The following is a 17,980-nucleotide window of genomic DNA, read 5'->3' as shown; positions in this document are numbered from 1 at the left end:
GCCTCGTACACGGTCACGGTTCGGAGCCGGCAAAGTCAGCCGCCGGCTTTTTGCTTCAGGTTGGTCAGCACCTGTCCGGCGATCTGCGCCGAGATCGGGCAGGCGTCGGCGGTGCTCTCGTCGCCCACGTGCACGCCGACCACGAAATCCGCGGTGTCGGCGATGCCGACGGCGACCTGGCAGAACGACGAGACCGGGCCGGGCTTGTCGGAGTATGCGACGGCCGGGTAGCCCTGGATCGGCGACAGCACGTCGAACCGTTTCATCCGGTTGCGCGTCTGGTCGTAGTACGGGCTCAATCCCTCGTGCCGATTGTTGGTGTAGTAGACGGCGAGGTTGGCTCCGGCGGTGTTGAACCAGTTGCACGACGTGCCGATGGGCAGCGTGTCCGGCTGGCCGGTGGCGGCGTGTCCTACGTCTTTCTTGACCTGCTCGGGGGTGAGCGCATCGCACGAGCTCCCGGAGATGACGCTGTCCGGCAACGGGTTTTCGACCTTGGGCGCTCCGGCGTAGGGCAGTGCCGTGCTGTCCGGGGAAGACCCGGCGGAGGGCGATGCCGGGGCGCTTGGTGCGGCCGAGGGGGTGCCGTCGGTGGTAGTCGAGCAGGCGGCGAGCAGCAGCCCGGCTGCCGCGACGGGGAGTAGGGCAGACGACTTCATTTGCTCTTTCCTGCTTGGGTGATCAGGCCGCCCTGGTCTTCGTCGGTGGTCGTGATGATGTTCAGTGCCTGCTTGATGCGCTTTATCAGCTCGGTGAGGTGTTCGAGCTGGAGATCGATGTGGCCGCCGCCGTAGTCGTAGGCCCCAGTCCCTGGCCGCCCCCGACCATCGCCCGGTGGGCGGCAAGGGTCGACGGGTCTTGCGACGGCGACTTCATCGAGCACAGGTGGGCGGCATCACCGCGCATCGCCTGGAGCTTCTGCTGGGCAGCAGTCAGCTTGGTGAGCAGCATCCGGGCCTCGTCCGGTTCCAGCACGAAGCCGTCCGGAGCACTGGACCGGTCTTCGCCAGACGCGAGCACGCTGAACGCGACGTCTTCCCACATGCGCGAACCCCTCCCTGTACGCACTGCCTGCATTGCAGACAGTGCGCGATGGTAGCGGATCACCGACCGCGCCTGCGGAGGAATCGGGAGGTAGGTCGCTCCGCATGGCTGCCCGGATGCGTCGCGGCGAGCTACTACGCCGAACGAACGCGTCCCGCGTGCACCTGGTCCTCGGCGAGGCAGCCACCCGCCGCACGGTCGGTGGCGCGGAGGTGCTCGACGAGCCGGTCCGTGAAGGGGCCCTTCACGGACTCAGAGTCCGTGAAGGGCCCCTTCACAGCCTTACTTCAGGGCGGCCAGGGAGTCGGTCAGGATGGCCAGGCCTTCGGCGGCCTCGGCTTCGGTGAGGGTCATCGGCGGGCCGATGCGCAGGACGTTCTTGTACAGGCCGCCCTTGCCGATGAGCAGGCCGCGCTTCTTCGTTTCCTCCAGCATCTGCTTCGCGGCGCGGACGTCGGGGGTACGGGTGCCCGGCTCGACCAGTTCGACGCCGATCATCAGGCCCTTGCCGCGGACCTCGCCGACGTGCGGGCTGTTCGCCGCGCGCAGGCCGTCGATCAGCTGGGCGCCGCGGGCGGCACAGTTGGCTTGCAGATCGTGGTTGTCGATGTAGTCGAGCACGGCGAGCGCGCCCTGCATGGAGACCGGGTTGCCGCCGAAGGTGGAGAACGACTCCGCCTGGAAGCAGTCCAGCACGTCGCCGCGGGCGACCACGCCGCCGACGGTCAGCCCGTTGCCTAGGCCCTTCGCGAAGGTCATCATGTCCGGCACCACGTCGTGCGCCTCGATGCCCCAGAAGTGCTCGCCGGTGCGGCCCCAGCCGGTCTGCACCTCGTCGGAGACGAACAGGATGCCGTGCGCGTCGAGGACCTCCTTCATCGCCTTGAACAGCCCGTCCGGCGGCAGGCTGAACCCGCCGACGCCCTGGATCGGCTCGGCGATCAGGCAGGCCACGTCGCCCGCGGTGGCGATGTCGAGCGTCTCCACCAGATCGGCCACGCAGGCGTCGATGTAGGCGGTGTCGGACAGCTCGCGGAACGGGCTGCGGTAGCGGTAGCCGCCGTGCACGTAGCTGACCTTGATCGGGCTCAGCGAGGACGCCGACCAGCCGCGGTTGCCGGTGATCGCGACCGTGCCGAACGAGCGGCCGTGGTAGGAGTTGCGCATGGCCAGCACCTGGTTGCTGCGCCGGTACTGGGTGGCGAGCATCAGCGCGGTGTCGTTGGCCTCGCTGCCGGAGTTGGTGAAGAACACCTTGGCGTCCGGGATGCCGGAGCGCCGCGCGATCTTCTCGGCCAGCTCGACCTGCGAGCGGATCAGGTAGAGCGTGGAGGTGTGCAGCACGCCGGTGTCGAGCTGCTTGCGCACCGCGTCGCTGATCTCGGCGACGTCGTAGCCCATCGAGTTGGTCAGCACGCCGGCGAAGAAGTCCAGATAGGTGCGGCCCTCGGCGTCGGTGACCCGGCGGTCCTGCGCGCGCACGATCTCCAGCGGCTCGTCGTAAAGCAGCGACATCCAGGACGGGAGCACCGCGCGGTGGCGCTTGAGCAGGTCGTCGGTCATGGCGTTCTCCTCGCTCGGGGGTCTTGGCGAGTATGCGGAGCGCGGGAATCGGGCGACAACGATCAGACTGTCGGGTAGTCCGCGTGCGGCTGCACAGTGTGTACGGGAACGGTGTACGGGAAACCGAGTCGAGGGGCCGATACCCCGGCGACTACCCTTTTGCAAGTGATTGACCCCAGGACTCTGCGCGAAGACCCGGAAGCCGTGCGCGCGTCGCAGCGTGCCCGTGGCGAGGACGAGGGCGTGGTCGACAAGCTCCTCGGTCTCGACACCCGCCGCCGCTCCGCGATCGCGAACGCCGACACGTTGCGGGCCGAGCAGAAGTCCGTCAGCAAGCAGGTGCCGAAGGCCTCCACGGAGGAGCGGCCCGCTTTGCTGGCCCACGCCAAGGACCTGGCCGCGCAGGTCAAGGCCGCCGAGATCGAGCAGAACGCGGCCTCGGAGGAGTTCGACCAGCTGTTCCGCACGGTGCCCAACCTGGTGCACCCGGACTCGCCGGTCGGCGGCGAGGACGACTTCACCGTGCTCAAGACGGTCGGGGCGCCGGGGTCGTTCGACTTCACCCCGCGGGACCACCTGGAGCTGCTCGAAGGACTGGGCGCGGTGGACATGGAGCGCGGCGCGAAGGTGTCCGGCTCGCGGTTCTACTTCCTCACCGGGGTCGGGGCGCAGCTGCAGCTCGCGCTGCTGAACATGGCCATCGCGAAGGCGCTGGCGAACGGGTTCACGCCGATGATCACGCCGTCGCTGGTGCGGCCGGAGATCATGGCGGGCACCGGGTTCCTGGGCGCGCACTCGTCCGAGGTGTACCGGATGCGGGACGACGACCTGTACCTGGTGGGCACCTCGGAGGTGCCGCTGGCCGGCTTCCACGCGGACGAGATCCTCGACCTCGGCGACGGGCCGCGCCGGTACGCCGGCTGGTCCTCGTGTTTCCGGCGCGAGGCCGGGTCGTACGGCAAGGACACCCGCGGCATCATCCGGGTGCACCAGTTCGACAAGATCGAGATGTTCGTCTACGCCAGGCCCGCCGAGGCGGAGGCCGAGCACGAACGGCTGCTGGCCTGGGAAGAGGAGATGCTCGCCGCGATCGAGGTGCCCTACCGGGTGATCGACACCGCGACCGGCGACCTCGGCACGTCCGCGTACCGCAAGTACGACTGCGAGGCGTGGGTGCCGACCCAGGAGACCTACCGCGAGCTGACCTCCACCTCGAACTGCACCACCTTCCAGGCCCGCCGGCTGTCCGTGCGCTACCGCGACGACAACGGCAAGCCGCAGATCGCCGCCACCCTCAACGGCACGCTGGCGACCACCCGCTGGATCGTCGCGATCGTGGAGAACCACCAGCAGGCCGACGGCTCGGTCCGCGTCCCGGAGCAGCTGCGGCCGTTCCTGGGCGGGGCCGAGGTGCTGTCGCCGGGTAAGCGCTGATCGGGCTCGGTCGAACCGGTGCGATGCACGACAAGTCCGATGGGCACATGATCCCGGCGCTGGACAGGGCCGGGCGAATCGCCTGGCCGGATCTGTTCCTGAGTCTCGGCACGATCGTGGTGCTGGTCGTCCTCGGCTTCTCCGCGCCGTCGCGAATACATCCGTTGTTCTACTTCGGGCTGAGGTGTCGGCAAAGTCGGTGTGGAGGGCTGTGAAGGGCCCCTTCTGTAGCTCCGGAGGCCGGTAGCCGTCTGACCTGCGCTGACACGGCTACTGGCCTTCGGCGGTACGCAGGGGGTACGCAACAGCGGAGAAGACGTCATCCATGAGCGAGCGGGCGCGTTCGTGGGCCTGTTCGAACAGGTGGCCGTAGGTCTCGCTGGTGGTGACGATGGAAGCGTGTCCCATGTAGTCGCGGACCTGCTCCATTGATGCTCCCCGGTGCGACGGGCCGCCTTCGATCAGCCGGGACGCGTAGTAGTGGCGAAGGTTGTGCATCCCGTGGGCGCCGCCTGTGGCGAGTTCGGCCGCCTGGATCGCGGGGTGCCAGACGGCCCGGTTCCATGCTGCCCGCTCAATCAGGCCGCCCTTGGCGGTGGTGAACACGATGTGCCAGTCCTTGTTACAGCAGGCGCAACGGACCACCGTGGTCCCGTGCTTCTCCGCGTGCTGGGCAATCGCGGTCGCGGTGACGTCGGCGAGCGGGACCGTGCGGATCTTGCCGCCCTTGGGCTTGGATAGGACGAGCTTCCCACCGACGCGCTTCACCTGGTGCCGGATGGTGATTTCTTTCCGGAAGCGGTTCACGTCTTCGAGCGCGACGGCGAACGCTTCGCCCTGCCGATGCCCGCAGGTCGCCGATACGAGCCCGATGGGCCGTTCCCGCTCCGGCATGGCGGCAAGCACCGTGTTGACCCGCTCTTGCTCCCAGATGTTCCGGACACGTCTGTCACGCCGGGGCACGTCGACGTCCCATCCGTCGAAGGGGTGCACGGGGAGAAGCTTGGTAGCGCCCTTGACGGCCGCCCGCAGGAACGAGCCGAAATGGACATAGACAAGCTCAAGGGTGCTGGTCGCGTACCGCTCGCCGTTCGGCTTGGTCTTCTCGCACATCTCCGCCCACCACTCGATAACTCGTGACTGGGTGATGTCACAGACCCGCAGGTGGCCGAACGTCGGCAGAATGTGGTTCTTGAACCGGCTCATGACCGTGCGTCGCGTCCCCAGGTCGGAGTAGCGCTCTTTCAGCCACTTGGTGACTACCTCCGAGACGAGGACGCGCCCGGCAGTCGGATCGAACGGGACAACACCCTTCATCAGGTCACCGTTGACCTTGACGTCGTGGGCCTGCGCGTCGGACTTCTTGTGGAAGGACAGGGTCCGGGCACCCCTGTTCCGCACGCGCCACCGCTTGCCTCGGCCGTAGTCCGCCGTGCGCTTACGGGTGCCTTTGTGGTGCCAACGGTCCTCAACGCTCATGAGTTCGCCTCCTGCAGCTAGTAGCCTGACTAGATACTAGTCACCTTACTAGTAGTCGAGCGTCTATTAGTAAGGTGCCTAGCGTGAGTGAGTTCGGGGAGTTCGTCGGCGGGGCCGAGATCGGCCGCCTGTTCGGTATCAGCCGACAGCGCGTGTATCAGCTCACCAGCCGCGCCGACTTCCCCGAACCGGTCGCGCAGCTAGCCATGGGCAACGTGTGGCGCACCGAAGACGTACGCGGGTGGGCGCGGAACCATGGGCGCGCGATGCCGGGTGACGATCCGGTCTAGTCGGACTCGCGCGGGGTTACAGTGTGCTCTTCTAGCCACGTGTCCACGTCCGACGCTCGGTATCGGACGTACTTCCCGACCCGGTAGTACTTCGGTCCCGTGCCGGTCGTGTTCCAGCCGTAGACGGTCTTCAGCGGCACCCCGCAGTACTGCGCGACTTCTTGAGCGCTGAGCAAGGCTCCCACGTGTCACCTCCACGGGAGGCGCTCGCCGGACTTCGCCGTGCGCCTTGATTCCCGTCATTGCCACTCAGTGGCGGAAAGGGGACACGCGGTGCCGTGCGCGGCAAATGAGAGGACAACGCGGGGCCGGAGTGTCGAAGTGTCGAAATGGGGTCGTTTCTAGGTCTTCTATAGGCTTCTTTTCCTAAGAAGGTTCTAGAACAGGGCTCATATCGACACTTCAACACTCCCGGAGGTGGCGTGCACCACAGGACCCGGGTTTTCCCTGGTGGCATGTCACCCCGCCGCCACTGAACTAGGTAGAGACCACGAAGACCCCGGGGGTGCTCATGCTGCGACGTGCGTGCATGACATGCCCCGGGGTGGCTGTCCCTGGTGTCGCCCACTGCGAACGCTGCGGGGGCAGGTACCGCCGTGCCGCCGGTGACCGCGTCCGGCAAGCAGTACGCCGAGCGATCAACCGCGCAGGCCGGGCACGCTGCCGTGGCTGCGGGCATACCTTCCCAGCGCAGGCCACGCAGGTGGATCATATCCGCCCGCTGCGGGACGGCGGACGCGACGAGCCTGGCAACTTGCAGGTGCTGTGTATCGGTTGCCACCAGGTCAAGACTGAATATGAAAACAAGCAACGCATCTTCAGGCTGCCTGATTAGAGACAGACCGGCCTTACTCGCTACCACTGCTTGCAGGGGCCGTGTCCTTGAACCGATTTCCGTGCTCATACCTCATTTGAGTAAGAAGCAACGAACACGCTCCGACAAGACCTAACGCATAGCGCTTATGGTCCGGCCGGTCCTGAATGCGGTGTGCATCAACATTACGCAGCGCTCGAGCTATACCCTGAGCGAATAGTTGCCATCCTTCATTTTCCCCTTCAGTCTTTCCCATTTGAAATTGACCCGCCTTGCCGAACGTAGCAACTGCCAGGTCCTTACCTATTTCACCGACGGGGCGACCCGCCCACTTCCTTACCCTGTCTTCGGTAAAGATCACCGCTTGGCTGGCGACCTTGCCCCAAGCTCCGGCTCGTATCTCCGGCGCAACGTGCTCCCACAGTTCGGGATCAACTCCAGACTCGTCGGCAATCGGCGTGTCGTCTGCCAGAAAATCAAGTTCGGCGATGGCGGCGTCAAGGACACCTTGCGCCTCGGGGATAGTCGCTCGAAAGGTGTCAGTAAATGCGGATGCGTCTCCCAGTGTGTACGCCGCTGGCGTCCACCTGATATCTGAGAATCCTTCAGTGATGTGGTGAGTCTCGCCTAGTACACGGTTAAGGACTGAGCGAACGCGGAGATGCCAGGAACTAAACTCCGCAGAACTCGTGGAGGTTGGCAGGCTCGCCGCTTCGGCGCGCAACGCACGAAGACGCTCGGCGGCATCGTCTGGTGTCATGCAGACATACTGCACGCGTCTCTGGCGACCTTCCGGAGACGCGCCGAGCTCGCGACCGGATAGTCACAGGCCCAACCCACGCGCGGGGAGGGCAGGCGAAAGTCCATAGCCCGGCGGCGACCGGAACACCCCTGCCCCTTTCTGGACACGTCCTGAGTGCATATCCGTTTTTTCGACCAGCGGGAAGTCTCCGCAAACACGCATTTTCGCTGCTCACGGCGCGGTTCATGCTGCCCGGAAACAGCGTGAAAGCCCCTCTGAAACGTGCCTAAACCCTGCGAAAACCGGGGTTAGGCAGCCATACCAGGCCCGCCACGGGTCGAGCACGCCTCTCGGGCCTCGCCCTTGTCGCCCGGCTCCCCGTGGCGGGCCTCCCCGCGCCGGGTGAACGGAGGTGAGCGGGCATGGTCGAGCACTACCGAGACAGCGCGCTCACGCTGCACCAAGGCGACGCGGCCGACGTGCTTCGCACACTCGACGCCGGTTCGGTGAACGCGGTAGTGACGAGCCCCCCGTACTTCGGGCTGCGCGACTACGGCGCGGCCGGGCAGCTCGGGCAGGAAGCCACGGTGACGGCCTACGTCGACCGGTTGGTGTCCGTGTTCGCCGAGGTGCGCCGGGTGCTTGCTGACGACGGGGCCGTGTGGCTGAACCTGGGCGACGGGTACGCGTCGAAGTCCGGGCCGCGTCGGCCGGGCACGACGGGACTTCCGCCCAAGAACTTGATCGGCCTGCCGTGGCGGGTGGCGTTCGCGCTACAGGCTGACGGCTGGTGGCTGCGGAACGCGGTCATCTGGTCCAAGACCAACCCGATGCCGTACAGCGGCACCGACCGGTTGGCCAACGTGTACGAGCACGTGTTCTTCCTGGCGAAGTCCGACCGGTACGCGTTCGATCTCGACGCGGTCCGCGAGCCGTACACGGGCGACCGGTCGCCGTCTCGGCGTGCCCGAAAGGCAGGGCCGAAGAAGGCCAACAGCATCACGACCGCGTGGCCACCGCCGGGCTATGAAGACAGGGGCCACAACCCCGGCGACGTCTGGCGCATGCCGACACAGCCGTTCAAGGGCGCGCACATCGCCCCGATGCCGCTGGGCCTAGCGGCGCGCTGCGTCGCTGCGTCTTGTGGTGTGCACACCACGTGCCCCGACGCCGGCCGCGGAGCCTGCGGTTGTGGTGCACACGCCACAGTGCTCGACCCGTTCTGCGGCTCCGGCACGTCGCTCGTAGCCGCTCTGTCCGCCGGACACCGCGCCATCGGCGTCGACCTGAACCCCGATTACCTCTCCATCGCACTCGACCGATGCCTTAAAGGAAATGCATAGGACTCGAAGGGTTTTCGATCTTTCTCAACTGACGAGTCGACGATGCGCCAATTGGTTGACGTGAATCCCAGGGATTGAAACGCTTCCACGAAGGGGATTCTTCCCACAGCGACTTGCGCAGGTTTTGGGGGCGAATCCGTTGCGCCGAACGAAGCTGCAAAGGACGCAGGCACCATCGTCGACCGGCGTAATCGGACAGGTACGCTTCAGCAGAAAGTACTGTCGGCCTCGGGTCAATGCAGCTAATATATCCACCCGAGCTGACAGCGGTATCGGCGAAGTTAATCGGCTTGCCGCATTCCAGTGGACTGTCTTGATAAACGGCGCGCTTGGGATAGTAGTCGATGGCCTTGTGGGAGTACAGGAAGCCTGGTTCGGAATCCTCGTCGTCAATCACCGTGAAGGCCAATTCGTAGGCTACCGCGTGAACATAGACCGGATACCTACCCGCGTTCTCCATAGTGCACCTAAAATCCAGGATGCTCGTGCTCGGATTATAGACGACCCGGCCGCCCGGGATCTCTCTTTCTTCAACAGCTACCCATGCACTGCAATCTAGTATGAGCTGGTCAATGTGCCGTCTACTCTCTTTTCTGCGGTCGCGAGCAAATATGGAAGCAGCCACCATTACGGACCCGGTGGATACCCACGATGGGACGTTTCCCCAGTCAGGCCAGCTCATCAAATTCCCTTCCCGAGATAAATTGACCATAATTTCTTTATAGAGACTGGCGTACAACGCCAATCCTTACCACCGCCCCCGGGGCGGGTTGAGCCCGGCCGCGTCCCTCTCTCCGTGGCCCCGGTGCTCCCCGACCGGGGGCGGTCCCCGCCTTCGCCGGATGACCCGGGACGGACTTTTACGCCTGGTCCATGAGCGGTCACCGGCCGATCCCTCGAACGGAGAACCGTTGCGACTCGGCACCGTGTCGGCAACCGACCGCGTGCTTGCCGGGGCGCTGGTCGTCATCCTGGCGCTATCGAGCGTCCAGCCACCCACGCCCCGGCTCCGCCCGGCCCTGGTGTGGCCGCAGCCTGCCGAACCACCCCGCCCTGCCCCTGCTGCTCCGGCGCCGCCGAGCGTGCCACCTGCGGGTGCAGGGCCGGACCCCGGGCCGCCGTTCAAGGACCCCGCTCCCGCGTGTGGCCCGGCCCGGCCGGACGCGCTCGACCGCTGGATAGGGCAGGCGGCTGCCGCGCTGGAGTACGCCGGGGAACCGCCGATCACTGACCGGGCCGCGCTGCGGCTCATCATCGCTGCGGAGTCCTCCGGTGACCCGTGCGTGGTGAACACGTGGGACGCCAATGCCCGGCGCGGGACACCGTCCATCGGGCTCGTGCAGACCATCCGGCCGACGTTCGACCGGTGGGCGTTACCCGGGTACGGCGACATCCGCCACCCGGTAGACAACATCGTGGCCGGAGTCCGGTACGCCCGCGCCCGCTACGGCTCGGAGAGCAACGTCCCCGGAGTCGTCGGCAGGCGCACAGGCAGAAGCTACAGCGGCTACTAGCTCGCTAGGGGCGCGCGGTCGGCCGGGGCCGTCACCTTCGCGAGCGACCGGAGTAAGGCTCGCGCTGCGTTCAGCTCCGCCAAGCCCTTCGGGTCCCACGTGCCGTATCCGGCGAGCTGTTCGAAGTACTCGGCATCCCATTGCAGTATTTCCAGCTCGTCTGCTGTCAGGTCGGCGACGTGACGCGAACCGTCCTTGCGTGCCCGGGTAGCGAAGATCTTCCGGTATGCGCTGAGCCTGTCGGGGTCGTGGTGCTCGTCGTCGGCCCGGTCGTCGCGTGCGGCGGCTGTGCCCGCGTCCGATCCTTCCATCCAGTAGAACACGAGGGCAGGAACGCGCAGGCGTGAAGCCGTTGGCATACCACCATTCTACCATCTCGCCCGCGCCGTCAATCGCAGATTCCCTTGTCAAATAAGGGAAGTAGAGTCAAATATCGGTGTACTTGGAGTGCGCATCACAACGGGGTTCCGCGGCCGGCGGGGGTTGGCCTGGTGTGTGCTCACCACAATCACAGAGGGAGGCCGGAGCATGTCCCGCGCGAAGCCGCCGGAGGATCGTTCCGGCAACCCGCGTTCTGCGGCCGGGAATTCTCCTGCTCCGGTCGTGCATTCCGGACGCGCCCCGCGTGTACCGGCGAAGCTCGGCGACATCGGGCGCGAAGTGTGGCGCGCAGTCTGGGCGGCCGGGGACGGCGCGTACCACCCGGCGACCGACCGGTTCGTCATCGAACGGTACTGCGAGCTGCACGACCGCCGCGCGGCACTGCTGCGCGAAGTGGACATCGACGGCCTTACGACAGAGGGCAGTACGGGACAGACCGTGATTCATCCGGCGTTGCGTTACGTGGAGTCCACGGAGAAGGAAATGCGCGCCATAGAAACAACTCTCGGGCTCAACCTTGAAGCCCGCCTTCGTCTGGGCATCGCGGCGAACGCTGCGCGCCGGACGACCTTGGACGACATCTTGGGTGGCCCCGACGACTAGGAGGCTGAAGCGCTGTCCCCCAAAACAGAGGGACGACGCGTACGCCGGTTCGTCCAGCATCTCACCTTGGGTGGCTCGTATCTTGGGCAGCCTTTCCGTCTGCTCGCGTGGCAACGCGACGTCATCGACGAAATCTATCGGCTCACCCCGGACGGACGACGTCGCTATCGCACGGCAATTCTGGGCGTAGCAAGGAAAAACGGCAAGACACAGCTTGCCGCCGCGCTCGCGCTGTATCACCTGTGTGCCGACACCCGAGACGCTGCACCGGAAGTGATCTGCGCGGCCAACACCCGCGACCAGGCCCGGCTACTGTTCGCCGAGGCGTCGCGCATGGTGCGCATGTCCCCGCTGTTGTCCGACATCTGCACGGTCCAGCGGGACCAGATCATCTGTCACGCGACGGGTGGCCGGTTCAAGGCCGTGTCGGCGGACGCTGGCCTTCAGCAGGGCTTGAACCCGTCCATGATCGTGATGGACGAGTACGCGCAGGCGAAGAATTCCGACCTGTTCGACGCCCTCACGCTCGGCTCTGCACAGCGAAACGAGCCGCTGTTCTTCGTGATCTCGACGGCGGGTCCGTTGCCGGACGGGCCGTTCGCGGACATGGTCGAGCACGGCCGCCGCGTCGAGTCCGGCGAGGAAGAGGACCCCTCGTTCTGGTCCCGCTGGTACGGAGTCCAGCCCGGGGAGACCGTCGATCACGGCGACCCCGAAGTCTGGCAGCGCTGTAATCCGTCGTGGGAAATCATGAATCACGCGGACTTTGCGGCGAGCTGCAAGCGGACACCGGAAGCGAACTTCCGCATGTACCGGCTAAATCAGTTCGTCCGGGGCGGTTCGACGTGGCTTCCTCACGGTGCGTGGGACGCGCTCGCCCGGCCGGATAGGCGTCTTGCGCGTGGGGATGAGATTGTGGCTTTCGTTGACGCAGCGTGGAAAGGTGACTCCACCGGCATCGTCGGTGTGCGTCTGGACGACTTGCACGCGGAAGTCCTTGGGCACTGGGAGGCCCCGCCGGGTGACCCGCACTGGCGGACCCCGCTCGCGGAGGTGAAGCAGAGGATCCGCGATATATGCGGGATCTACCGTGTGGCCGAAGTGCCCGGGGATCCGTACCGGTGGGAAGTCGCCATGCAGGAGCTAGCCGAGGAAGGCTTGCCGGTCGTGGAGTTCCCGACCAACTCTCTTGCCCGCATGGTTCCCGCGACGCAGAGCGCCTACGAGGTGATCGTAGAGGGCCGGATGTCGCACTCCGGCGACCCGTCGCTAGCGCGGCATCTGGAAAACGCGGTCGTGCGCGAAGACAGCCGAGGCCCGCGCCTTCAGAAGGAAAACGCTGGCAGTAAAAGAAAGATCGACTTGGCGGTGTGCTTGATCGGCGCGCTTCACCGTGCGCAACTCTTCCGCGAAGACCGCCGCACGCATGACGGATTCCTGGTGGACGCCAAGCCCTGGGACGACTTTGAGGACGACGAGTGGTGACGGGGGTGTGATGGAGAAACCGAGCTTAGGGGAACGACTCGCGGCCAAAGCGCGGGGAAATGTCGCGGAGCTGATCGCTACCGCAGGCGCTGCCGCGATGGCCGTGGGGGTGGGCCAGATCTACGGCCCGGCCGCGTGGCTTGCGGGTGGAGCGTTCGGGGTGGTCGGCGCGGTCTGCGTCGCGAGGTCGAAGGGAGGGGCGCGCTAGTTGGGGTTCCTGTCCTTTGTGGAGAAACGCTCCGCGCCCGGATCCGTCGAGAAAGCCACGACCACGGCCGAGCTGTTCGGCACTGACACCCCGGCCGATGAGCCGTTGACGCGTGAGACCGCGCTTAAGGTGTCGGCGGTGTTCGCCTGCGTTCGCCTGCTGACGGACGCCATTGCGACGCTTCCCGTGGACGCCTACCGCCGCGTTGCCGGACGTCGACGCCCGCTCGCGGCCCCTGACTGGCTGATCAAGCCGAATCCGGACATCGGCCGGATTGCGTTCTTCGGCCAGATCATGACAAGCCTTCTGCTTGAAGGGAACGCCTACATCCTGGTTTCCCGGGTCGGCGGCCGGGTGGTGGCGCTCGACGTCATTCCCGCGTCCATGGTGGAGCCGCGTTACGTCGCGACCCGCTCCGGCCGCAAGTGCTTGGTGTATCAGCTTTCCGTTGCCGGGGAAAAGGAACCGTCCGACGTGGTTGGTGCGCTCGGCCCGGAGGATGTCGTTCATCTGCAAGGGCTTCCGCTCGCCGGAGAGCTGCGCGGCGTGTCGCCGCTGAAGGCCGCGTCGCTCACGATCGGGTCGGCGCTCTCCGCGCTGGAGTACGGGGCCGCGTTCTTCGCTGACGGCGCGCTTCCTGGTGCGGTCGTCAATGTGCCCGGCCCGATGACGCCCGAGGGCTTGAGGGCTGCGCGGCAGACGTGGCGCAACATTCACGGGGGCAGGGGAAATCGGCACGGCCTGGCGATCCTGACCGAGGGTGCGACGTTCCAGAAGGTCACGATCTCGCCGGACGAAGCGCAGTTCTTGCAGACGCGACAGTTCCAGGTGCCCGACGTGGCAAGGCTTTTCGGGGTTCCGCCGCATCTCATTGCAGACGCCACGAACTCAACATCCTGGGGCAGCGGGCTTTCTGAGCAGAACACGAGCTTCGCGCAGTACTCCACGCGGCCGTGGGTGGAGCGGATCGAAGAGGCGCTGACCGCGCTGCTGGTCGCCGACACGGGCGACAAACGTGCGTTCGTTCGATTGAACATCGACGCCATCCAGCGCGGTTCGCTCAAAGACCGGATGGACACCTACCGGGTGGGCTTGGCGTCGGGCGTCTACACCCGCAACGAAGTCCGCGCGTGGGAAGACCTTCCTCCGGACTCCGACTACGGCGACTTTTTCCAGCTCCCGCTCAACCTTGCGTTGCTGACTCCGGACGGCCCAATGTCCTTGTCTGGTGGGAAAACCAAGGCTGAACCGGGCGACGAGCCCGACGCACCTCCCGAGCCTGGCATGGGCGACGACCCCGAGCACGACGAGGCGGACGGCGGAGAGGACTCCGCCGAGAACCCGAAGGAACCTGTTGACGACTGAACGGCGCGATTACGCGCGCCCGGTCGAGCTGCGTTCCGAGAGTGAGAACATCACCATTCGCGGCTACGCCTACGTTTTCGGCGCGCTGTCCCATGACCTTGGCGGGTTCCGGGAGCGCGTCGAACGCGGGGCGGGCCGCGAATCGATGGCACGTAACGAGATGCTGGCCACGTTCAACCACAACGTGAACGCCCCGCTTGCCCGCACGGGCGCAGGGCTGCGCGTCGGCGAAGACGACACCGGCGGCTGGTACGAAATCGACCTGCCGGACACCAGTACTGCCCGCGACCTCGCCGAGCTGATCCGGCGCGGTGTGGTGGCGGGCAGCTCGTTCACGTTCTCCCTTCCAGACGCACGTTCCGACCAGGAATGGACCGAAACCCGAGACGGCGGCATGGTTCGCACCCTTCGCCGTATCGACGTCGTGGAGCTTGGCCCGGTCCTGAATCCGGCCTACCCCGACACCTCCGCTGCACTGCGCGCGCTCGATGAAGTCCGCAGCACCCAGGCATCCCACGCCCGGCCGACCACGGCCGCGCCAACCGCAAAGGGGAGCACCACCACTTTGACCACCACCGAGCTTCAGGAGACCGCCGAGGAGCGCGCCCGCGCAGAGCACGCCCTGAACGCGGCCGACGCCGACGGCGCGACCGACACCAGCGCCCGCATTCTTGAAGTCCTGGACCGGCTCGATACCCGTTTCGCCGAACTGTTCACCAACGCCACCACCGCCGAGGCCCGCGCCGAGGCCGCGCAGCGCACCGAAGAGGCCCGCAGCCTCGCAGTGAACCTGCTCTCCCACGGTGCGCCGCAGCCGCAGGCAGCCGACACCCGCGCCAAGGACAACACGACCCTCCGGGGCCTGAACGTCGGCGAAGGCGCGGAGTTCCGGGCCGTCATGGGCGTGGGCGTGGACATGGCGAACAAGCAGATCGGTAAGGCCGTCCCGGCGGACACGCTCTACACGCAGCTCGTCGAGATCATCGCCGAGCGATCCAACGTCATCGTGGGTGGCGCGCGCAGCATCACCACCAGCACGGGCGAGAAGCTGACCTTCCCGCGCGTGACCCCGGCCCGGCCGACCGCGAAGCCGAAGGAAGCCGAGGCACTGCCGGAGAACTACCCGGGCACCGACACGGTGAGCAACAGCCCGGAGAAGTACGGCTACGTGTCGCACCTGTCGGCCGAGCTGGTCCAGGACGACGCCGTAGACCTGGTCGGCTTCCTCGCCGCCGACGCCGGGCCGAACCTGGCCGACCAGATGGGCCGGGACTTCCTCGCGGCCCTGCTCGGCGGGATCGTGGTCAAGGAGAGCCCGGCGAAGCTGACGAAGGAAGCCGACGCGGCTGACTTCGTGATTGACCTGTTCTACGACTTGCCGACCGCTGCGGCCAACCGCGCGAGCTGGCTCATGGGCCGCAAGGCGATTAGCCGCCTGCGTAAGTTGAAGGACGGCAACGGGCAGTACTTGCTCAAGTCCGTGTCCGATGGCTCCGCGCTGACCCTCATGGGCCGCCCGGTCCTGCGTGACGCCGGGTTCGACGACGACAACACCAAGGTCGTGCTGTCGGACCTTTCCGGCTTCGTGACCCGGTTCGCCGGGCCGCTGCGGGTCGCCCGCAGCACGGAAGCCAAGTTCGTCGAAGACCTGGTGAGCTTCAAGTTCGTGCAGCGCGCGGCCGGGACGCTGGTCGATGCGACCGGTTCCGCTCTGCTGACGCTGCCCGCCACTGGTGCGGGTGCCTGATCCGTCCCGCCTGCGCTGACACCTCGGCCGGTCTGGTGTGCGCACCACACGTGCGCCCGGGCCGGCCGCGGTGCCGTGGCGTGGCGTGCACACCACAAGAAAGGGGGGCACGCCCTTCGTGGTCGCTCTCGACCAGTACGCGACCCTGCCGGAGTTGCGGCGGCTGGACGGGCTCGCCGACGCCGACCTGATTACTGACGCAGACCTGGCAGAGGCCCTGTCCTACGCCGTGGAGACCGCCGAGGACTACACGGGCCAGACATGGCCCGAACGCCCGCCTACGGCCATCCGGTGGGCTGTGCGGACCATCGCGCGACAGTGGGCGGTGGACCTGCACTCCCGGATGCCTGACCGGGCGCTGAGCATCAACAGTGAATTCGGACAGGTCTCGCTCGCCCAGGCTGGGGGCAACTGGCGGCCTACGAGCCTGCCGGAGGTGAATGCGGTCCTGAACCGCTACCGCTCCCGGCCGCCGTGGGGCTGAGGCCCGTGTACGTCATCCTCGCCGCCAAGCTCGCGCTGTATGAGGCGCTCAAGCGCCGGTTCGCCGGGTCCGGGGTTCAGGTCGCCTACGCCTTACCTGCCGACGCCCGGACCCGGTCCGTGTGGTTCACCGACACTGTGGAACCGGAGATCGAACCGGCCGCGCTCGCCGCAGGCCGACGCAAGCCGTCCAACATCACCGCCGAACTGACCATCCGTGCGTGGGCCACCGTGCCCGGCGATCCGGTCAAAGCGGAAACCGCCGTCTACGAACTGCGCGCCGACATTGAAGCGGCCGTGCTCGACGGCTTCGACCCGCGCAGCGTGTCCGGGCTCATCGACGCCCGCCCCGTCCGCGTCGCCGTGACCAACGGCGAAGGCGGCAACGGCTCAACGGCCGCAGCGGACGTGACTCTCATGCTCCGGGCACGCATATACACCTAGGAGGACGCCCGAGTGGCGCTAGACGCATCAATCGCCCTGGGCGCAGAGACCGCCTACGGCGTCGCTGCATCCACAGTGGACGGTTACGAAGGCAAGGGCGACTCGTGGAAGACCACCCGCGAGTTCATGGAGAGCGTCGGCTTCCGCATTGGTCTTCAGACCGCCCGCGCCGACCGCCGCCGTATCGTGGACATGGGAGGCGAAGGCGAGATCGAGTGCGATGTACTCGACGCCGGAGCCGCAACCCTGTTCGCGTCCGCCTTCGACCGCCACGACGCCAAGGCCGCAGGCAAGACCACCGTGCACACGTTCACCTCCGCGAGCACCGGAAGCGGCAAGAGCTTCACCGCCGAAATGGTGCGCCCGAAGGCATCCGGCGGGGTCACCGCGTTCCGGCACGTCGGATGCGTCGCGACCACGATGGAGTTCACGCAGGAAGTCGGTTCGCCGCTGTCGGTGAAGGTCGGCTTCGACTTCCAGACCGTCACGCACGGCGCGGCCCCGCTGGCGCCGGTCTACCCGGCCGAGGCGTTCCCATACGACTGGACGGCGGGCGTGGTCGAACTGAAGACGCCCGGCGCGTCCGCGTACACCCCGCTCGACGTCACCAAGTGGAGCGTGTCGGCCGAGTCCGGCCTGAAGACTGACCGCCGGTTCGTCCGTGCCAACCCGCTGAAAAAGGTGCCCGTCCGGGCGGCCGTGCCGACCTACGAAGGAACGATCGAAGCCGAGTTCGACGACTCGACGCTTGCGCTCTACGAAGCGTTCATTGCCGGGGCGGTGCTGTCCGCGCGCATCACGTATGCGGGTGCGACGAAGGCGAGCGACGGAAAGCCCGCGTCGTTCGTGATCGAGGCCCCGGCGATCCAGTTCACCGGCGATTCCCCGGAAGCGTCCATCGATGAAGTCACCACGATGGAACTGCCGTTCCGGATTCTCGACCCGGGCACCACCGACGCCCTGAAGCTCGTCTATACCGAGCCGGCCCGCGCGACCCCGGCCCCTCCGCCGGGCATCTGAGCCGCTCGGCGCTTGGTGTGC

Annotated in this window: 23 protein-coding genes; 15 read left to right on the top strand and 8 right to left on the bottom strand. The window is 66.6% G+C overall.

The window, feature by feature from the left end; all coding sequences use genetic code 11:
* Positions 1-35 precede the first annotated feature (35 nt).
* Both ATK36_RS15800 and ATK36_RS15795 read right to left on the bottom strand, forming a co-directional pair.
* Positions 36-659 carry a DUF3558 domain-containing protein gene (locus tag ATK36_RS15800; RefSeq protein ID WP_098512227.1) on the bottom strand — a complete coding sequence of 208 codons (624 nt, stop codon included), beginning with the start codon at positions 657-659 and terminating at the stop codon, positions 36-38.
* Between the two features lie 85 nt (positions 660-744).
* Positions 745-1,044: a hypothetical protein gene (locus ATK36_RS15795; RefSeq protein WP_245914772.1), complete on the bottom strand. Its 300-nt coding sequence runs from the start codon at positions 1,042-1,044 to the stop codon at positions 745-747.
* Between the two features lie 104 nt (positions 1,045-1,148).
* On the opposite strand from ATK36_RS15795, the gene ATK36_RS34695 reads away from it, so the two are divergent.
* Positions 1,149-1,391, top strand: coding sequence for a Scr1 family TA system antitoxin-like transcriptional regulator (locus ATK36_RS34695; RefSeq protein ID WP_423682720.1), 243 nt, complete (start codon positions 1,149-1,151; stop codon positions 1,389-1,391).
* Here the strand turns inward: ATK36_RS34695 and ATK36_RS15790 are convergent.
* Positions 1,327-2,607, bottom strand: a complete 1,281-nt coding sequence (locus ATK36_RS15790; RefSeq protein WP_098512226.1) for an aspartate aminotransferase family protein — start codon at positions 2,605-2,607, stop codon at positions 1,327-1,329. The genes ATK36_RS34695 and ATK36_RS15790 overlap by 65 nt on opposite strands.
* 165 nt (positions 2,608-2,772) lie before the next feature.
* Between ATK36_RS15790 and serS the strand changes: the two genes are divergently transcribed.
* Positions 2,773-4,041: a serine--tRNA ligase gene (gene serS / locus ATK36_RS15785; RefSeq protein ID WP_098512225.1), complete on the top strand. Its 1,269-nt coding sequence runs from the start codon at positions 2,773-2,775 to the stop codon at positions 4,039-4,041.
* Positions 4,042-4,064: 23 nt separating this feature from the next.
* Complete coding sequence (locus ATK36_RS15780) at positions 4,065-4,256, top strand: hypothetical protein (protein ID WP_098512223.1); 192 nt, start codon at positions 4,065-4,067, stop codon at positions 4,254-4,256.
* A 55-nt stretch (positions 4,257-4,311) separates the two neighbouring features.
* Here the strand turns inward: ATK36_RS15780 and ATK36_RS15775 are convergent, their stop codons facing one another.
* Positions 4,312-5,520: a tyrosine-type recombinase/integrase gene (locus tag ATK36_RS15775; RefSeq protein WP_098512222.1), complete on the bottom strand. Its 1,209-nt coding sequence runs from the start codon at positions 5,518-5,520 to the stop codon at positions 4,312-4,314.
* 83 nt (positions 5,521-5,603) lie between these two features.
* Between ATK36_RS15775 and ATK36_RS15770 the strand changes: the two genes are divergently transcribed.
* On the top strand, positions 5,604-5,810 hold the full coding sequence (locus ATK36_RS15770; RefSeq protein ID WP_098512220.1) for a helix-turn-helix transcriptional regulator: 207 nt from the start codon (positions 5,604-5,606) through the stop codon (positions 5,808-5,810).
* Here the strand turns inward: ATK36_RS15770 and ATK36_RS15765 are convergent.
* Entirely contained in the window at positions 5,807-5,995 is a 189-nt protein-coding gene (locus ATK36_RS15765) for a helix-turn-helix transcriptional regulator (protein WP_098512218.1), read from the bottom strand. The genes ATK36_RS15770 and ATK36_RS15765 overlap by 4 nt on opposite strands.
* A gap of 326 nt (positions 5,996-6,321) precedes the next feature.
* Here ATK36_RS15765 and ATK36_RS34690 point away from each other — a divergent pair, with 326 nt between their 5' ends.
* Positions 6,322-6,645 (top strand): HNH endonuclease, encoded by a 324-nt coding sequence (locus tag ATK36_RS34690; RefSeq protein WP_423682793.1) that lies wholly within the window; start codon positions 6,322-6,324, stop codon positions 6,643-6,645.
* Between the two features lie 13 nt (positions 6,646-6,658).
* Here the strand turns inward: ATK36_RS34690 and ATK36_RS15755 are convergent, their stop codons facing one another.
* Positions 6,659-7,384, bottom strand: a complete 726-nt coding sequence (locus ATK36_RS15755; RefSeq protein ID WP_141544457.1) for a TIGR02391 family protein — start codon at positions 7,382-7,384, stop codon at positions 6,659-6,661.
* 404 nt (positions 7,385-7,788) lie between these two features.
* Here ATK36_RS15755 and ATK36_RS15750 point away from each other — a divergent pair, with 404 nt between their 5' ends.
* The gene (locus ATK36_RS15750) at positions 7,789-8,709 is read left to right on the top strand and encodes a DNA-methyltransferase (protein ID WP_098512215.1); all 921 of its coding nucleotides are present in this window, start codon (positions 7,789-7,791) and stop codon (positions 8,707-8,709) included.
* Here ATK36_RS15750 and ATK36_RS31495 read toward each other — a convergent pair.
* Positions 8,693-9,169: a hypothetical protein gene (locus ATK36_RS31495; protein ID WP_141544456.1), complete on the bottom strand. Its 477-nt coding sequence runs from the start codon at positions 9,167-9,169 to the stop codon at positions 8,693-8,695. The genes ATK36_RS15750 and ATK36_RS31495 overlap by 17 nt on opposite strands.
* A 451-nt stretch (positions 9,170-9,620) precedes the next feature.
* Between ATK36_RS31495 and ATK36_RS34240 the strand changes: the two genes are divergently transcribed.
* Positions 9,621-10,223, top strand: a complete 603-nt coding sequence (locus ATK36_RS34240; RefSeq protein ID WP_281259067.1) for a transglycosylase SLT domain-containing protein — start codon at positions 9,621-9,623, stop codon at positions 10,221-10,223.
* Here ATK36_RS34240 and ATK36_RS15740 read toward each other — a convergent pair.
* On the bottom strand, positions 10,220-10,582 hold the full coding sequence (locus ATK36_RS15740) for a hypothetical protein (RefSeq protein ID WP_141544455.1): 363 nt from the start codon (positions 10,580-10,582) through the stop codon (positions 10,220-10,222). The two genes, ATK36_RS34240 and ATK36_RS15740, sit on opposite strands and share 4 nt — an antisense overlap.
* Positions 10,583-10,751: 169 nt before the next feature.
* Between ATK36_RS15740 and ATK36_RS15735 the strand changes: the two genes are divergently transcribed.
* The 8 genes from ATK36_RS15735 to ATK36_RS15700 all read left to right on the top strand — a co-directional run bounded on the left by ATK36_RS15735 (position 10,752) and on the right by ATK36_RS15700 (position 17,959).
* A complete protein-coding gene (locus tag ATK36_RS15735; protein ID WP_098512212.1) occupies positions 10,752-11,207 on the top strand; it encodes a phage terminase small subunit P27 family in 456 nt (151 codons plus the stop codon).
* A 66-nt stretch (positions 11,208-11,273) separates the two neighbouring features.
* A complete protein-coding gene (locus tag ATK36_RS15730; RefSeq protein WP_141544454.1) occupies positions 11,274-12,692 on the top strand; it encodes a terminase large subunit domain-containing protein in 1,419 nt (472 codons plus the stop codon).
* Between the two features lie 10 nt (positions 12,693-12,702).
* Positions 12,703-12,900 carry a hypothetical protein gene (locus ATK36_RS15725; RefSeq protein WP_141544453.1) on the top strand — a complete coding sequence of 66 codons (198 nt, stop codon included), beginning with the start codon at positions 12,703-12,705 and terminating at the stop codon, positions 12,898-12,900.
* On the top strand, positions 12,901-14,265 hold the full coding sequence (locus tag ATK36_RS15720; RefSeq protein WP_098512208.1) for a phage portal protein: 1,365 nt from the start codon (positions 12,901-12,903) through the stop codon (positions 14,263-14,265).
* The gene (locus ATK36_RS15715) at positions 14,255-16,012 is read left to right on the top strand and encodes a phage major capsid protein (RefSeq protein ID WP_141544452.1); all 1,758 of its coding nucleotides are present in this window, start codon (positions 14,255-14,257) and stop codon (positions 16,010-16,012) included. Before ATK36_RS15720 ends, ATK36_RS15715 begins: the two co-directional genes overlap by 11 nt.
* Before the next feature lie 118 nt (positions 16,013-16,130).
* The gene (locus ATK36_RS15710) at positions 16,131-16,496 is read left to right on the top strand and encodes a hypothetical protein (RefSeq protein WP_098514917.1); all 366 of its coding nucleotides are present in this window, start codon (positions 16,131-16,133) and stop codon (positions 16,494-16,496) included.
* A 5-nt stretch (positions 16,497-16,501) separates the two neighbouring features.
* Positions 16,502-16,939, top strand: coding sequence for a hypothetical protein (locus tag ATK36_RS15705; protein ID WP_098512205.1), 438 nt, complete (start codon positions 16,502-16,504; stop codon positions 16,937-16,939).
* A gap of 12 nt (positions 16,940-16,951) precedes the next feature.
* Complete coding sequence (locus ATK36_RS15700) at positions 16,952-17,959, top strand: phage tail tube protein (protein WP_098512203.1); 1,008 nt, start codon at positions 16,952-16,954, stop codon at positions 17,957-17,959.
* Positions 17,960-17,980: the final 21 nt, after the last annotated feature.

The sequence above is a fragment of the Amycolatopsis sulphurea genome, from assembly GCF_002564045.1.
In the GTDB taxonomy this organism is placed as follows: Bacteria; Actinomycetota; Actinomycetes; order Mycobacteriales; family Pseudonocardiaceae; genus Amycolatopsis; species Amycolatopsis sulphurea.
This window is presented reverse-complemented; position numbering and strand designations above follow the sequence as displayed.

Coding starts and splice junctions, on each gene's coding strand:
- ATK36_RS15800 (WP_098512227.1), bottom strand. CDS start 659: ATGAAGTCGTCTGCCCTACTCCCCGTCGCGGCAGCCGGGCTGCTGCTC.
- ATK36_RS15795 (WP_245914772.1), bottom strand. CDS start 1,044: ATGTGGGAAGACGTCGCGTTCAGCGTGCTCGCGTCTGGCGAAGACCGG.
- ATK36_RS34695 (WP_423682720.1), top strand. CDS start 1,149: ATGGCTGCCCGGATGCGTCGCGGCGAGCTACTACGCCGAACGAACGCG.
- ATK36_RS15790 (WP_098512226.1), bottom strand. CDS start 2,607: ATGACCGACGACCTGCTCAAGCGCCACCGCGCGGTGCTCCCGTCCTGG.
- ATK36_RS15780 (WP_098512223.1), top strand. CDS start 4,065: ATGCACGACAAGTCCGATGGGCACATGATCCCGGCGCTGGACAGGGCC.
- ATK36_RS15775 (WP_098512222.1), bottom strand. CDS start 5,520: ATGAGCGTTGAGGACCGTTGGCACCACAAAGGCACCCGTAAGCGCACG.
- ATK36_RS34690 (WP_423682793.1), top strand. CDS start 6,322: ATGCTGCGACGTGCGTGCATGACATGCCCCGGGGTGGCTGTCCCTGGT.
- ATK36_RS15755 (WP_141544457.1), bottom strand. CDS start 7,384: ATGACACCAGACGATGCCGCCGAGCGTCTTCGTGCGTTGCGCGCCGAA.
- ATK36_RS15750 (WP_098512215.1), top strand. CDS start 7,789: ATGGTCGAGCACTACCGAGACAGCGCGCTCACGCTGCACCAAGGCGAC.
- ATK36_RS31495 (WP_141544456.1), bottom strand. CDS start 9,169: ATGGAGAACGCGGGTAGGTATCCGGTCTATGTTCACGCGGTAGCCTAC.
- ATK36_RS15740 (WP_141544455.1), bottom strand. CDS start 10,582: ATGCCAACGGCTTCACGCCTGCGCGTTCCTGCCCTCGTGTTCTACTGG.
- ATK36_RS15735 (WP_098512212.1), top strand. CDS start 10,752: ATGTCCCGCGCGAAGCCGCCGGAGGATCGTTCCGGCAACCCGCGTTCT.
- ATK36_RS15725 (WP_141544453.1), top strand. CDS start 12,703: ATGGAGAAACCGAGCTTAGGGGAACGACTCGCGGCCAAAGCGCGGGGA.